Here is a 14,767-nt window from a genome sequence, read left to right as displayed (position 1 = left end):
CATGAACGGAACGCCAGTGACGCCTGTGCCGAGGCGCAGCCATTATGAAGAAGTGACCGAGCAGCTCAAGGCGCAGATTCTGCAGGGACGGCTGGAGGCCGGAGACCGGCTGCCATCCACGAAGGAGATGTCCGAGCGCTTCGGCGTCTCCCGCTCCGTGACGCGCGAAGCGCTCAGCGCCCTGAAGGCGATGGGGTTGATCGAGATCCGCCAGGGCGGCGCCTGCCGGGTGATCGGCAGGGGCGAGACGGGAGCTTCGGCGGCGAGTGCGCCGGGGCACTCCCCGGCTGCGCTGACCCTGGACCGCACCGCGCTGGCGCACATGCTCGAGGCCCGCAGCATGCTCGAGGTATCCAACGCCGCGCTTGCTGCCGCCAAGCGGACGGACGCAGACCTCGAGCGGCTGCGCGAGGCGCTGGCGGACATGGAGCGCGCTGCTGCCTGCGGCGCGGAAGCGGACGAGGCGGACCTGCGCTTCCACACGGCGCTGGCCCGTGCCGGCCAGAATCCGGTGTTGCTGCACGTGTTCGAATCGATCGCGGTGCCGCTGCACGCGGCGATAGCGGGCACGCGCCGGGAGCCGGCAGCCGGTCCATCCGTGCAGGAACGCAGCAGCAGCGAGGGCATTTCGCGGCAGCTGCTGGAGGAGCATGCCGCGATCTACGCCGCGGTCGCTGCGCACGACCAGGACCGTGCCGTCCAGGGGATGCGGCTGCACCTGGAGCATATGGAGGCTTTTTTGACGGACGGGTAGACGCGGACTCTGACGGAGCGAGCTTGGAGACCCGTATGCAGCAGTTGGACCGAAACGAAGCACCCTGCTTGTACGCTGGAGATGGCGTTGGGCAGGGTATTTTGTGTTTTTGTTATCGGGTGAGGCCGGGTGATGTGGGGAAGGGGGATAAGGTGCATTTTTATAAATGTTGGAATGGATAGGGGCCGCTGAATCTTTGCCGGAGCTTCAGGAGCTGTATATTGGGAGAAGCGGGCTTTTTGAAGTGGCTGCAGCAGGGTGGGGCTTCGGGGCAGCTTCGGTCCGTCGTATGCGTGGTAATCGGAATCCGAGTATCGGATGAAAATCATCATATAAGCAGCGGACATGTTCAGAAACCCGGGGTTTATGATATAAAACATCATAAAAAATCGTGAATTGCCCCGGTGGAGGTGTTTGGTTGTGCTATCTGATATGATTCATCAGATAACTGGCCGATTGGGGCTGCTGGGTTGATTTAGCGATGATTCTCATCAGATGGAGCAGCTGTTTGAAGCACAAGGAGGGGGAATGCCGCTCCAGGCCTACCTGCCATAAGGAAAAGGGAGTTGGAGTGAGGACATTCGTACTTATCGGCCAGAAGGTGAGGCCGGAGAGACTCCTGTAAGAACCGCATACGACACGGCGCAGGATACGAAGCCGCAAGCGCCTTATGAGTTGCAGGCCGGCGGACTGCAGCTGTATGGCTTATATGAGCCCGTATGACCTGCCCCCAGTCCATGGTGAATCGATACCCCGAAAACCAAGTCCAGCGCCTCACGCGACCTGGGTCCAGGTGGCCTCCCCTCCCCAGGTTCGTTACCCTCTGCCTTCCTTGCCTGTATGCTGATGGAAAGAAGCGGGAACTTTCCCGGTACAGAGAGGAAGGAACACCCATGCCGATACGTATGAATCAGGCGCCCCAAAACGAAGCGCCAACAAACTTGCGCGGCCGAAGGAGCGTGTCCGTCATCAGGAAGGCACTGCTCAGCATGATGGCGGTGGTCATGCTGCTGCTGGGCACGCTTCCAAGCGTGCAGGCAGAGCAGCAGCAAGCGCAGTGGACGGAGGAGGCAGTGCAGTTCACAAGTGAAGGCCTCACACTGAACGGTACGCTGCTGCTTCCGGATACGCCGGAGCCGCATCCGGCCGTTGTGCTGGTTCACGGCTCTAATGCGGTGAACAGGGAGAAGTACCGGGGGGAGGCGGAGCTCTTTGCAAGGGCGGGCATTGCTGCGTTTATCTACGATAAGCGCAAGGACGGCTTCGCCTCATCCCGCAGCGGAGGGCGGTCCTATGATCTGCTCGCTACCGATGCGGCGGCGGCCGTGGAGGCAATGCGCTCACATCCAGGCCTGAATCCGGAGCACATCGGGCTCTGGGGGATCAGCGAGGGGGCGTGGGTCGCATCCCTGGCCGCTTCGCGTTCGGACCGGGCGGATTTTCTCATCACCGTGGGGGCTTCGGGCGTTGCTCCGGTCCGGCAGCAGTCCTGGCAGCTCGTCAACCGGCTGCAGGGGCAGGGAGTGAGCAGTCCGGGCGTCGTGGAAGCCCTCTCCGACCGTGCACTCCGGCTGGCCGTCTCCGCCGGCATGTTCGCCGAAGCCGATTATAATCCCCTGCCGGCCTTCGAGGGAGTGAAGCAGCCGGTGCTCGCAATCTGGGGAAGACAGGACCGCATAGAACCGCCGCTCGAAAGCTACGGTCTTCTGAAGCAGGCGCTGCACAAGTCCGAATCCGCCTCCTACCGCTTCTTTGATCGGGCCGGCCATAATCTGCGCTCTGCGCCTGACGGAGTTACGCAGACGGAAGCGTTTCCGGCCGGTTATGCGGATACCATGACCTCCTGGGTCAAGAGTGTCACCTCCGGCCAGGCCGGCGGACCGCAGATAGCCGGCGACTTGCCGCAGCAGGAGCATCTGTCCAAGCCGGGACTGAGCAGCATGACCTGGTATCAAACGGCGTGGGTCCAGCTGGGCTCAATGCTGCTGCTCATCATCTTGTTCCTTGGATGCTGGATAGCCTTCCTGCGGCGGGCAGGTGCTCTTCGCCGGGAGGGGGCGGCTTCCGGCGATACCGGGCCCAGGTTCGGGGCCGGCGGACTGGCGGCGGGCTCCGGACTGCTGACCGTGCTGGGGTTCACCGTCTACTTCGGCTGGCTCATGGGCAGCGGAGCCAAACAAGTGGCACCGATCCTGGGCGACCGGCCGCTGGTCTGGCTGCTCCTGCAGCTGCTGGCCGTGATCACCTGCGGGGCGGCGGCGGTATATGCATTCAGCTGGCGTAAAGGGAGTCGGCGGAGCGGAGCAGGTAAGCGGATGTGGAACGGGCTGCTTTTTGTAGGCGTAGTGCTTTTCACCGCATGGGCTGGTTACTGGCAGCTGTTCAGCTTGTAGCATCCTAAAACCATGAGCAGACCTCCATATAGATTCCACTGAACCCAGCCCCAATCTTGCTGACCTTGCAGCTGCATTCCTGCTAATGTCGGAGTTTTGAACAAAGGCGTCTGATTTTTAGGTTCCGGCGGCAGGACGCCTGCGGTAAGATGGGGACACGGGCGGAATCCGGTGCAGGACGGAGCTTGCGGAATACTGCGGAGATGGCACTGGATTCCATGGAACTCAAACCCAAGGAGGACATTACAATGAAAGCACCGCTGTTTCGGGATCCGGTCTATGACGGGGCCGCCGATCCCGTATTGATATGGAACCGGGAGGCCCGCGAGTGGTGGATGATCTATACCAACCGCCGGGCCACCGCCCCTGGGCGTGGAGTCGCGTGGGTGCATGGGACGGATCTCGGCGTCGCCTCCTCTTCGGATGGGGGACAGAGCTGGGTGTACCGGGGCACACTGAGCGGGCTGGATATCGAATGGGGGCGCAATACCTTCTGGGCGCCGGAGATCGTCTGGCATGACGGGCTGTATCACATGTATGTCAGCTATATCCGCGGAATCCCGGAGGAGTGGGCGGGGCATCCGAGGTATCTGCTCCACTATACTTCGCCGGATCTGCTGCAGTGGACCTTCCGCTCGCAGCTGGAGCTCTCGAGCGACCGGGTGATCGACGCATGCATTTACCGCATGCCGGACGGGAGGTTCCGGATGTGGTACAAGGACGAAGCTCATCATTCCCACACCTATGCGGCGGACAGCCCGGATCTATTCCAGTGGCAGGTCGTGGGGCCGGTGCTGACCCACCGGGCGCATGAAGGACCGAACGTGTTTCGTTTCAAAGGCTGGTATTGGATGGTTATCGACGAATGGAGAGGTCAAGGTGTCTATCGATCGGATGATCTGGAGAACTGGGAACGCGGCGGCCTTATCCTCGGCGAGGGAGGAACGAGGGAAGACGATGGAACGATGGGCCTCCATGCCGATGTGGTCGTACAGGATGAGGAAGCGTATATCTTCTACTTCACCCACCCCGGGCGACAAGACGGCACGCCGGAGGAGGCCTACGACAGCCGAAGATCCTCCATCCAAGCGGCGAGACTCCATGTAAAAGACGGCGTGCTGACGTGTGACCGGAACGAGGAATTTGTGCTGAACCTGTCGGACGAGACGGGCCTGGAAGAGGCGGCGGCCGGCAGGGAGTAATGAGGGACACGAGCATCCCATAGGAAAAGGGGCGGTCCAAGGCGGCCGGCTACGTCTGCATGATCTGGGGCTGCCAATGCGGCTGTGCTTGCCGGAACGGTCTGTGCTGCTGCACCGCTTTCTGTCCGTGATCCAATATAACGTGTATAACGCGTACAAAAAACGAAGCCATCCGGGCGTTCCCGGATGGCTTTTTGGATAGGCTCCCATTCCATGGATGATCGGAGCTGTGGAGCCGGAGAAACTAGGACAGTCTGAGCGGACGCACCGGTTCCTTTGTACATACAGGGCATGCCCACAGCCATTAGGAATCGAAGCGGAGCTTTTTTTCGGAACGCTTTTTGGGGTATGTATGCGGCTGAGCCTCATGCAGCCCGAAACGTTACCGGAGCCGCGAAGCCGGGAATACCTGCCGGATCTGCAGGGCAATCAGTGCGGCCAGCACAGCTTTGACGGCATCGCCGGGCAGGAACGGGTAGCAGGCGGCCACCATGGCCTTCTGCATCGGAAGGTTCGCCACATGAGCGAGCCAAGGCACGCCGGTCACGTAGAGCAGCAGGGAGCCGAACACTTCGGCAGCGAGGAACAGGCGGACGAACGTCCAGACTCCGCGTCCCTGCACGCGTTCGCTCACCCAGCCGATCAGCAGCGCTGCGAAAGGATAAGCCCAGATGAAGCCGCCCGTCTTGCCGAGGAGGAGGGTCGGCCCGCCGCTGCCGTGCATCAGCGGAAGTCCGGCTGCCGTCAGCAGGACCACGAGGCCGATGCTGATGAAGCCATAGACCGGACCCAGGATGAGGCCGGCGAGCATCACGACCAGGTTCTGGAAGGAGATGGGCACCGGGGAGAAGCCGAGATGAATGTTGAAAAAGCTCGACGCGACAAACAGCGCGCCGAACAGCGTACTGAAGACGAGACCCCGGATGGAAATGGATGTTTTCATTGATCTTTCCCCTTTGTTTTGTTAACCTTGGATTATGGATTGTTGGTTAACAATATGAATGTAATGAGCATTCTATCACACGAATCTTACCCGGAAAAGAGTTTTTTCTTATGATCTCAGAGCCATTTGTACTGCTCCGGATGGAGAACCTTACATACACCTTATCTACAGCCGATGGTAGCCGGGTACTGCTTCAGGATATCAACCTGTCCGTCAGGCAGGGGGAATGGCTGGCGGTTGCCGGAACGAACGGCAGCGGGAAGAGCACCCTGGCGCGGACGATGGCGGGATTGTATAAGCCCACTTCCGGAACGGTACGGCTGCATGGTACGGACGCTGCTCCGGAGCTCGGGGGAAGCACCATTCCGCTTGTGTTTCAGAACCCGGACACGCACCTGCTCGGCGAAACCGTCTACGAAGAAGTACGCTTCGGCCTTGAATATATGGGGTTGAGCGACGAAGAGATGGAGGAGCGGGTGGAGGAAGCGCTCCGGGATACCGGACTGCTTCCGCTGGCCCATCGCCTTGTCGAATCGCTGTCCGGCGGGCAGAAGCAGCTGCTGGCGGCGGCCGGATGCCTGGCCCTCCGTCCCCCGCTGCTGCTGTTCGACGAAGCGACCTCGATGCTCGACCCCCTGTCGCGGGAGGCGCTGCTCGAGACGGCACGGCGCAAGCACCGGGAGGGGACGACCGTGGTTTGGGTCACGCAGCTGCTCGATGAGCTTTCCTTCGCGGACCGTGTAGCCGCTGTGGACGGAGGCCGGCTGGTGTTCTGCGGCACGCCGGGCGCTTTTTTCTACGAGCGGTCGGCTGAAGGCACAACGCCGTGCGAAAGGCTTGGCTTCGAGCCGCCCTATGCCGTTCGTGTCGCGAGGGAGCTGGAGCGGCTCGGCCTGCCGCTTCGGCGCAAGCCGCTGACGGTGGAAGAGCTGGCGGAGGCGGTGTGCCTATGCTGACGGTATCGCTCCAAGGAGCCGCTGTACATGCGGAGGGGGATGCCTCCCGCAGACCGCTGCTGCGCAGTACCGATGTGACGCTGCGGCCCGGGGAGATCACGCTGGTCATCGGCAGAACGGGAGCGGGGAAAAGCACGCTCCTGCTTGCGCTGGCAGGACTGTCGCCGCTGACGTCCGGGACGATCCGGTACGGGGAGACCCCGCTGTGGGAAGGGGATAAGCTGCATAAGGATGCGCTCGGGCTCATGGGCTTTTCCTTCCAGTATCCCGAGAGGCAGATGTTCGCCCAGACCCTCCGCAGGGAGTTCGTTTATTCCCTGCGGCCGCTGCGTTTGCCCAAGGAAGAGGTCCGGCAAAGAACCGAAGAGGGCATGCGGACGATGGGACTGCCCGAAGCACTGCTGGAGGAAGCGGTGCTGACGCTCTCCGAAGGCCAGAAGCGCCGGGCGGCCCTCGCGGTTACGCTGGCCGTCAAGCCGCCGTGGCTGCTGCTCGATGAGCCGACCGCAGGCATCGATCCCGGCGGCATCCCGCCGCTGCTGGACGCCGTGCTGGCCCACAAGCGGGCAGGAGGAGGTGTCGTGATCGCTTCGCACGATCTCGACACCTTCTTCCCCGTGGCCGACCGCGTGATCGTCATCCGCGACGGGGCCGTCGCGGGCGACCGCCCGCCGGAGGCGTGGTACGCCGACCCGGAGCCGCTGCTGGCGGCCGGCGTCGGCCTGCCGGCCTCGGTGCGGCTTGCGGCAGCCTTGGCATGCCGGGGCGTCAGCGCGGGTGTGCTGCCGGCGGATCCGGCGGCGGCTGCGGCGGCGATCCGGCGCAGCCTGGAGGCGGCTTCGGCCGCCCTAGTGCTCGGGCCTGGCGCTGCCGCAGCGCCGGCTGCTTGGGGGCCGGATTCGCGGGAGGCCGCCATACCAGGCCGTCTGGAAGCGGCTGCCCCCGGAGTGCCTGGGCTAAGCAGGCCGGCAGGGGCCCACGGTGAGGAACCGGACGGCCTGGAAGCGGAGGATACCGAACCGCGGAGATGGAGGAGCCAGGGGTCTCCGGCTGCCATGATGCATGACAGAGAGCAGGACAGCGCCACCGTGGCCGCGTCCTACAGCCGGGAGCACGCTCCCCTGAAGCCGGCTGCGCCCGGATTAGCCCACAGCCTTCCTGGCGTCCCCACGCCGGGCCGTCCGGAAACAGCAGCTGCCAAGGGGCCTGGGTTAAGCAGGCCGGCAGAACCTGTCGGCGCAGTGCTTCCGGATCTTCCGGCAACGGCTGCCGTCAGAGCCTGCGAGCCTGTCACAGCCGCCGTCACTGTCCACGGCCATCCGGCTGCCGCTGGGGCCTCCACTCTGTTGACGCCCACTGTGCCCCGAGATGATCTCGCTCCTGCCTCTGCCGGCCCCAGCCAGCAGGGGGACTACGGCGCAGCCGGGACACTGCCGGATACCGAGCCCCCGGACCCGGTGCATCCCTGGATCCGCCGCCGGCATCCCGTGGCGAAGTGGATTGTCTACCTGCTGCTGTCTGCAGGCATGCTGATCCAGGGCACCTGGGCCGGCCTCGGAGCCGGAGCCCTGCTGCTGACCTTCTGTCTGGTCCGCTTCCGCGTGCCGCCGGCTGTCCTGTTGAAGCCGCTGCGGCCGTATCTGCTCTTCCTGTTCTTCGCCTGCCTGCTGGCGGGCATGCAGTGGGGGCCGGGAGCGGCAGACGGCGGGGCCGGGGGTGTATTCTCGGCCGAGCAGGCCTCGGCGACGTTCCTCCAGCTCACGAATCTGGCGCTGGTGATGATGCTCGGCTTCGTCTTCGTGCGGGTGACGGGTCAGCGCGGGCTGCGCCAAGGGCTCGAGCAGGTACTCGGCCTCGTGTCGCGGGTCGGTATTCCCGTCGGCACGGTCAGCCTGTACGCCGCCCTGCTCCTGCGGATGATTCCCCAGCTGTTTCGGGAGATGGGCCGGATGTCGCTCATCGTCCGCTCCCGGGGACGCGCGCGGGTGAAGCCCGGTCAGGTCCGGCTGCGGGACGTGCCGCCTTTTCTGATCCCGCTGCTGCTCTCCATGATGAAGCAGGCGGAGGATCTGGCACTCGCGCTCGAGGCCAGAGGCTGCCGGATCGAGGGGCCTTCCGTACGCCGCAGGGAGCCGATCCGGTGGGACCGGGGGGACATCCTGCTGCTGGCCGCATCCGGAGTCCTTTTTCTGGGACTTCTTGCGGTTGCCGGCTGGGCGTAAGGTATGCTACCATGACGGAAGAAAAGAGTTTGCAATGGAATATTGATAGGAACACTAGGGGTGCCGCCAAGGCTGAGAGAGACGCAGGTCTTAACCCTTGAACCTGATCTGGGTAATGCCAGCGAAGGGAAGTGGTCTGCCGTCCGCCGCACACACCTGTGTCCATGGATGTACGAACCGCTTTCCTTTGGGAGAGCGGTTGTTTGCTTTGCCGTCCTGTCTGCGGTTTAAGGTCTGCATCGTCGTTAAGGCCAGGCGCCCCCAAACCTGTACATGAGGGGGAAGCCGGGAAATGAAGAACACACCGAAGGATATGGTTCAGGAGCTTCCGGGCGGGGAGACATCCGGAGCACCGGGCCTTCAACCTGCCGCAAACCAAACGCTCGAGCATTTAACCGGCTTGGTGGAACAGCGGGAGGAAGAGCTGCTGGCGCTGGCCTCGAAGCTGATTGCCTTTCGCACGCCGGCCCCGCCGGCACGCAATACGGAGGGGGCCCAGGCCTTCGTCGCTAGCTACCTGGAGGAACGGGGATTCTCCGTCGACCGCTGGGACGTGTATCCCGGCGATCCTAATGTCGTCGGGGTACTTAAGGGAACCGAGCCCGATGCCTACCGGAGCCTTATCGTCAACGGCCATATCGACGTGGCGGAGGTCGGGGCGGACGAGCCGTGGGACCAGGACCCGTTCGCTCCGGTAGTGCGGGACGGCCGCCTGATCGGGCGGGGCGCCTCGGATATGAAGGGCGGGCTGGCCGGCGCCTTGTTCGCCATCGGTCTGCTGCATGAGGTGGGGATCCGCCTGCCGGGCGACCTCACCTTCCAATCGGTGATCGGCGAGGAGGTCGGCGAAGCGGGCACGCTGCAGTGCTGCCGGCGCGGATACACGGCGGACTTCGCCGTGGTGGTCGATACTAGCGACCTGCACATCCAGGGCCAGGGCGGCGTGATCACCGGCTGGGTGACGGTCCGCAGTGCCCGAACCCACCACGACGCTACGCGCAAGCGGATGATCCACGCGGGAGGAGGGCTCCACGGCGCCAGTGCCATCGAGAAGATGATGAAGGTCATCGCGGGTCTTCAGGAGCTGGAGCGGCATTGGGCCGTGATGAAAAGCTATCCGGGCTTCGAGCCCGGCACGAACACGATCAATCCGGCGGTGATCGAAGGGGGGCGGCATGCGGCCTTCATTGCCGACGAGTGCCGGCTGTGGATCACGGTGCATTTTTATCCGGATGAAACGTATGAAGGGGTGGCCCGGGAGATCGAGGAGCATCTGGAGCGGGTGGCTGCGGCGGATCCGTGGCTGCGCGAGAATCCGCTGGAGTTCCGCTGGGGCGGCACTTCGATGATCGAGGACCGGGGCGAGGTATTCCCGTCCCTGGAGGTCGATCCGGACCATGAAGCCGTCCGGCTGCTGCAGCGCTCGCACGAGGGGGTGCACGGCGTACCGGCCGTGGTGGATGTGTCGCCTACCGTGACCGACGGCGGTTGGTTCGCCGATGCCGGCATTCCGGCCGCCATCTATGGCCCGGGGGACCTGCAGAACGCCCACGCGGTGAACGAGAGCGTATCCGTCAGGCAGCTCGTCGATTATACGAAGGTGATGCTGCGTTTTATCTACGAGTGGGGTCATACGCCCAAGGGGTAACATACGATACTACGAAACTACGATATTACGAGAGTCGAGGAGAGGGTTAACGATGACATTCACGCAGAGGCTGCTTGGCAGGCTGGAAGGGGTCTGGCGGCAAAATCACTCGCATCCGTTCGTTCGCGAGATGGGCGCAGGGACGCTGGACCGGGACAAATTCCGTTTCTATATGATCCAGGACTACCTGTACCTGATCGATTACGCGAAGCTCTTCGCGTTGGGGGCGGTGAAGGCGCATGACCTGGCGACGATGGAAAAGTTCGCCGCCCTGCTGCATTCGACGCTGCACGAGGAGATGGCGCTGCACCGTGCTTATGCGGCCCGCTTCGGCATCTCGGAAGAGGAGCTTGAGGCGGCGGAGCCGTCGCCGATCACGCTGGCCTACTCGCATTACATGCTTCATGCGGCGCAGAACGGATCGCTGGCGGAGCTCGTCGCCGCCCTGCTGCCCTGCATGTGGAGCTACTGGGAGATCGGCAAGGAGCTGAGCCGGATCCCGGGTGCGGCGGACCACGAAGATTACGGCGAGTGGATCCGCATGTACAGCTCGGAGGAGTTCGGGGCGCTGGCCCGGTGGTGCATCAGCCTGCTCGACGAGCTGGCGGAAGGGCGGTCCGAAGCGGAGCTGGCGAGGCTCGAGGAGATTTTCCTGAACACGACCCGTTACGAGTACATGTTCTGGGACATGGCCTATCACGGCCAAATGTGGCCGGCGGGCTGACCCCTCTTGGTACAATAGAAGGCCTCCTGCGGCTCTGTATGCGGGAGGTCTTTTTTAGCGGCCTGCCCCCCGTTCCAGCAGCGTAAGGAACACCTGCGGGGCGACCTCCAGCTCCCCGGCTTCCGTGAATCCGTAATTTGTATAAAGCTGCTTGGCCGGCCCGTTCTTCGCTCCGGTGCTCACCCGGTACCCCTTCACCCCAAGGTCCAGTCCGAGCAGAAACCGGATAAGGGAGCCCCCAATGCCCCTGCGAAAAAACTTCGGATGCACGACCAGCCTCGTGATCTCCATCGTATCGCCATCAAGCTCGTAGGCTGCGGCTCCGGCCAGCTCGCTCCCGGTGAAGGATCCGTAGAAGGTCTCCCCGGACTGGGCCAGGGATTCCACCGTGTCTTTCAGTGCAGGAATGCCGTGGAACCCGATCAGCTCGGCTTCGACGAGGTAGGAAGGGGTCTGCACCTGCAGTAGACTCCGCGCGGTTGTGGGGTCGGTTAGATCCAGTCGGACGATCATCAGGCGTACACGTCTCCTTTTTTCGGTCATGAGGTTATTGGTCATTTGTATGGCGGAGCGGGATCAAGTTAGGGCTGTGGTAACGACTGCCATTACGGTTCCACGATACGCGCGTCAGATCATACCTGTCAATCACATCCGGATGGGAAGAATCGGAAACACCGTTTTTTGAACAAGGAAGTCGGCTCTGTGGGTGGACGGAGGACGGCCGCTTCGTTATAGTCGGATTAGACTGGGGCGGACAGATCAGCCGTCCGATGCCGCACAGATGTCAGGAGGATGAAATCATGCTTCGCAGGGATGAAATTCGGATTCGTGATCCGTTCGTGGTGCCGGTGCACGGCGAGGGGCTGTATTACCTCTACGGAACCACCGATGAAAATGTATGGGAGGGCACGGGCGCCGGGTTCGACGTGTTCCGAAGCCGGGACCTGGAGTCGTGGGAAGGGCCGTTCCCTGCCTTCCGCCCGGAGCAGGGCTTCTGGGCGGACCGCCACTTCTGGGCGCCGGAGGTGCATCTCTACGAGGGCCGCTATTATATGTTCGCCTCGTTCAAGGCGGAGGACCGCTGCCGGGGCACGCAGATTCTTGCGGCCGACTCGCCGCTCGGGCCGTTCGTGCCGCTGACCGAAGGACCCGTCACCCCGGCGGAATGGGAGTGCCTTGACGGCACGCTGTACCGCGATGAGGAGGGAGCTCCCTGGATGGTCTTCTGCCGGGAGTGGCTGCAGGTGCATGACGGCGAGATGTATGCGGTGCGCCTGACACGCGATCTGCAGGGCACCGAGGGCGAGCCTCTGCTGCTGTTCCGCGCTTCGGAGGCTCCGTGGACGCGGCATGCCCGGGAGGAGACGGACTATGTGACGGACGGGCCGTTCCTGCACCGCACGGAATCCGGTGAGCTCGTCATGCTGTGGTCGAGCATCGGGGACAAGGGCTATGCGATCGGCTTGGCCCGTTCGGCGTCGGGCCGCATAGAGGGCCCTTGGGTCCACGACGCGGATCGGCTGCTCGAGGAGGACGGCGGGCATGGCATGCTGTTCCGCACCTTCGAGGGCGAGTGGATGCTGACCATCCACGAACCGAACCGGACACCGAACGAGCGGCCGGTTTTCTATCCGGTGAAGGAGCTGCGGGCAGCGGGCCTGCTGTAAGGGAAGAGGGAGAACAGTCTGCCGGGAGGCGGGCTGTTTTTCTCTTGGAAAGCAGGTATAATGGGAGGGATTTCCAAAGGGGGTTGCACTTATTCGTTCCGTATTCCGGTATTTGCTTCAGAAGATGGCTTCAGCTGGATTTGCCCTGCTGTGTCTCTGGGCTCTATTCCTGCTCACGGGCGGAGGGTATCTATCTTTTCGCTTGATGGAGGAAATCAACTTATGGGGAATCCTTTATCTTTACGGCGCTGCATGTTCTATCATTATCGATATGTTCGTGCGATACTTTCCTTCCAAGCGGACCCTTAAAGAAGGGCTGCTCTATGCTTTTTTCGGTTATTGTTATTTTCCGGCCGCCGGTTATCTCAGCAAAGGGGCTGCGTTATCCGCTAGGGAGTTGCTCGGCACCTTGTTCATTGCCGGTACCCTTGGAGCGATTACGGCGCTGATCTTCTGGGCAGGCGGCAGACTGGCGGCCAACCATCGACGGACCTCTTATTTGATGGGCATTGTAATCCCCGGAGTGCTTTTCCTCTCCATGACGATTGTGAACGATCTGAAAATGGGGTGGAAGGAAACCTTTACAAATTCAACCTACGAGGCGGCTTTTGATTCCTTTAACGGAGCCCAGGAGATTCCGGTAGAACTGCGCAAAGGACAAACGCTGGTCTTCGGTGTTTTATGGAATGTAAAAGGAGGCTCGTCCACGGGTCATCATGTCCTGAAGCCAAACGGCGGGTATGCTGCGCTGCAGACAACCACTGATCATAGAACCGCCATTAGTGCAGAGGAGGATGGTGTCTATCGGATCGTGGCTCAAGCCAGAGGAGGTGGCAGCGGGAGCTTCAAAGTTACATGGGAGATCCGTGATTAAAAAATAAATACGACCCCACAAGGAGGCGCCACCATGCAAACGATAAAAAAAGTAGGCGAACGATTCTGGTACCAGACCCCTGTGTCCGAGACGGACCGTCCGATCCTCGGCATGGTCGTGGGACGCGAGCGTAGGCTCATGATCGATGCGGGCAATTCGGAAGCCCATGCCCGGTATTTCCTCGAAGAACTGGCGGAGCGGGGGATCGGGGCGCCGGACCTCGTGGTGCTGACGCATTGGCACTGGGATCATATTTTTGGCCTGGAATGGCTGCATGAGCATGCCGTGTCGATCGCGTCCTTCGGGACGAGGGAGGCCATGGAGAAGCTCGTGCCGCTCTCCTGGAGCGATGAGGCGCTGGATCGGCGGGTGGAGGAAGGGACTGAGATCGAGTTCTGTGCCACTGCCATCAAAAAAGAGTTCCGGGGCTACCGGGACATTCGGATTGCGCTGCCGGTGATGACCTTCGGGAACCGGATGGAGCTGGACCTCGGGGGGGTCACCTGCGTGCTGCAGCATGTGGGCGGGGACCATGCCGGGGATTCGGTGGTGATCTATATCCCCGAGGAGAAAATCCTGTTCCTCGGCGACTGCATCTATGCCGACATTTTCTCCGCCAAGCGGAACTATACGCCGGGGAAGACGCTTGCGCTGCTCGATGTTCTGGAGACATTCGATGCCGAGACGTACGTCCTCTCCCACTGGAAGCCGGTGTCAAAGGCGGAGTTCCGGGAGGAGGCGGCGCTCCTCCGGACGATGGCTCAGCTCACGGAGGAGTTCGCGGGAGATGGAGACGGGATGCAGGAGGCGTACGAGAAGCGGAAGGGTAGAGGGCTGACCGAGGAGGAGCAGGAGACGCTGGAGTATTTTGTGAATGGGGCAGACCTTCAAAAAAAGACCTCCATGACATAAAGTCTGCGGTTCTCTGCGTCCAGCACCGCCAGCATCCGGCTTCCATCCTCTTTGGACCGGGTTAAATACAGCAAGCGTTCGTGGGAGGAGACCGGATGGCTCCGGAACTGTTCCTCCAGCACTTGGGACTCCTGGGAATGCAGCTCCTTCATCAGGGATTGGAAGGAATCGACATGGGCCTGCACGGCACCCGGGACTCCGGCGGAATGCCAGGCATTGCGCCGGCGGAGCTCTTCCACAGCCTCTGCGCTGTATTCGACTATGATGTACTGATCCGGGTCCCGGCCGGCATGCTCGAATACGGTGGTCTTCCGCTGCTCTGGAGGCGTCTCGAAGGCCCAGTTCGCCTGCCAGACCTCGATTTGATGGTCCTGCGTCGCGTAGTGAAACCAGACCACGAAGACAGCCACCAGGAACACGGCAAGGCCGGCAAAGGTCAGGACGAGCTTTTTGAACATACCGTGTACTTCCT

13 protein-coding genes and 1 riboswitch are annotated in these 14,767 nt (G+C 62.2%); of the genes, 10 read left to right on the top strand and 3 right to left on the bottom strand.

The genetic code is table 11. From position 1 onward, the window contains the following. Position 1 precedes the first annotated feature (1 nt). From ACP26L_RS27310 to ACP26L_RS27300, 3 genes are all read left to right on the top strand, one after another. A complete protein-coding gene (locus tag ACP26L_RS27310) occupies positions 2 to 754 on the top strand; it encodes a FadR/GntR family transcriptional regulator (RefSeq protein ID WP_426448151.1) in 753 nt (250 codons plus the stop codon). Between the two features lie 959 nt (positions 755 to 1,713). Further along, complete coding sequence (locus ACP26L_RS27305) at positions 1,714 to 3,147, top strand: alpha/beta hydrolase (RefSeq protein WP_426448149.1); 1,434 nt, start codon at positions 1,714 to 1,716, stop codon at positions 3,145 to 3,147. Between the two features lie 248 nt (positions 3,148 to 3,395). Then, positions 3,396 to 4,349: a family 43 glycosylhydrolase gene (locus tag ACP26L_RS27300; protein WP_426448147.1), complete on the top strand. Its 954-nt coding sequence runs from the start codon at positions 3,396 to 3,398 to the stop codon at positions 4,347 to 4,349. 382 nt (positions 4,350 to 4,731) lie between these two features. On the opposite strand, the gene ACP26L_RS27295 is transcribed toward ACP26L_RS27300, so the two are convergent. Next, a complete protein-coding gene (locus tag ACP26L_RS27295) occupies positions 4,732 to 5,292 on the bottom strand; it encodes a biotin transporter BioY (RefSeq protein WP_426448145.1) in 561 nt (186 codons plus the stop codon). A 110-nt stretch (positions 5,293 to 5,402) separates the two neighbouring features. Here ACP26L_RS27295 and ACP26L_RS27290 point away from each other — a divergent pair, with 110 nt between their 5' ends. From ACP26L_RS27290 to tenA, 4 genes are all read left to right on the top strand, one after another. Beyond that, the gene (locus ACP26L_RS27290; RefSeq protein ID WP_426448143.1) at positions 5,403 to 6,248 is read left to right on the top strand and encodes an ATP-binding cassette domain-containing protein; all 846 of its coding nucleotides are present in this window, start codon (positions 5,403 to 5,405) and stop codon (positions 6,246 to 6,248) included. After that, a complete protein-coding gene (locus ACP26L_RS27285) occupies positions 6,242 to 8,470 on the top strand; it encodes an ATP-binding cassette domain-containing protein (protein ID WP_426448141.1) in 2,229 nt (742 codons plus the stop codon). Before ACP26L_RS27290 ends, ACP26L_RS27285 begins: the two co-directional genes overlap by 7 nt. A 46-nt stretch (positions 8,471 to 8,516) precedes the next feature. Then, a riboswitch (TPP riboswitch) is annotated at positions 8,517 to 8,617 on the top strand. A gap of 166 nt (positions 8,618 to 8,783) precedes the next feature. Next, positions 8,784 to 10,118 (top strand): acetylornithine deacetylase, encoded by a 1,335-nt coding sequence (locus ACP26L_RS27280; RefSeq protein ID WP_426455107.1) that lies wholly within the window; start codon positions 8,784 to 8,786, stop codon positions 10,116 to 10,118. A 52-nt stretch (positions 10,119 to 10,170) separates the two neighbouring features. Next, a complete protein-coding gene (gene tenA / locus ACP26L_RS27275) occupies positions 10,171 to 10,842 on the top strand; it encodes a thiaminase II (RefSeq protein ID WP_426448139.1) in 672 nt (223 codons plus the stop codon). Between the two features lie 54 nt (positions 10,843 to 10,896). On the opposite strand, the gene ACP26L_RS27270 is transcribed toward tenA, so the two are convergent. Further along, positions 10,897 to 11,355: a GNAT family N-acetyltransferase gene (locus tag ACP26L_RS27270; protein WP_426448137.1), complete on the bottom strand. Its 459-nt coding sequence runs from the start codon at positions 11,353 to 11,355 to the stop codon at positions 10,897 to 10,899. Positions 11,356 to 11,642: 287 nt separating this feature from the next. Between ACP26L_RS27270 and ACP26L_RS27265 the strand changes: the two genes are divergently transcribed. From ACP26L_RS27265 to ACP26L_RS27255, 3 genes are all read left to right on the top strand, one after another. Continuing rightward, entirely contained in the window at positions 11,643 to 12,509 is an 867-nt protein-coding gene (locus ACP26L_RS27265) for a glycoside hydrolase family 43 protein (RefSeq protein WP_426448135.1), read from the top strand. A gap of 112 nt (positions 12,510 to 12,621) precedes the next feature. Beyond that, positions 12,622 to 13,383, top strand: a complete 762-nt coding sequence (locus ACP26L_RS27260) for a hypothetical protein (RefSeq protein ID WP_426448133.1) — start codon at positions 12,622 to 12,624, stop codon at positions 13,381 to 13,383. A 33-nt stretch (positions 13,384 to 13,416) separates the two neighbouring features. After that, entirely contained in the window at positions 13,417 to 14,295 is an 879-nt protein-coding gene (locus ACP26L_RS27255) for an MBL fold metallo-hydrolase (RefSeq protein WP_426448131.1), read from the top strand. Here the strand turns inward: ACP26L_RS27255 and ACP26L_RS27250 are convergent. Beyond that, on the bottom strand, positions 14,271 to 14,753 hold the full coding sequence (locus tag ACP26L_RS27250) for a hypothetical protein (protein WP_426448129.1): 483 nt from the start codon (positions 14,751 to 14,753) through the stop codon (positions 14,271 to 14,273). The genes ACP26L_RS27255 and ACP26L_RS27250 overlap by 25 nt on opposite strands. Positions 14,754 to 14,767: the final 14 nt, after the last annotated feature.

The organism is Paenibacillus sp. S-38 (assembly GCF_049942825.1).
Taxonomy (GTDB): Bacteria; Bacillota; Bacilli; order Paenibacillales; family NBRC-103111; genus Paenibacillus_G.
This window is presented reverse-complemented; position numbering and strand designations above follow the sequence as displayed.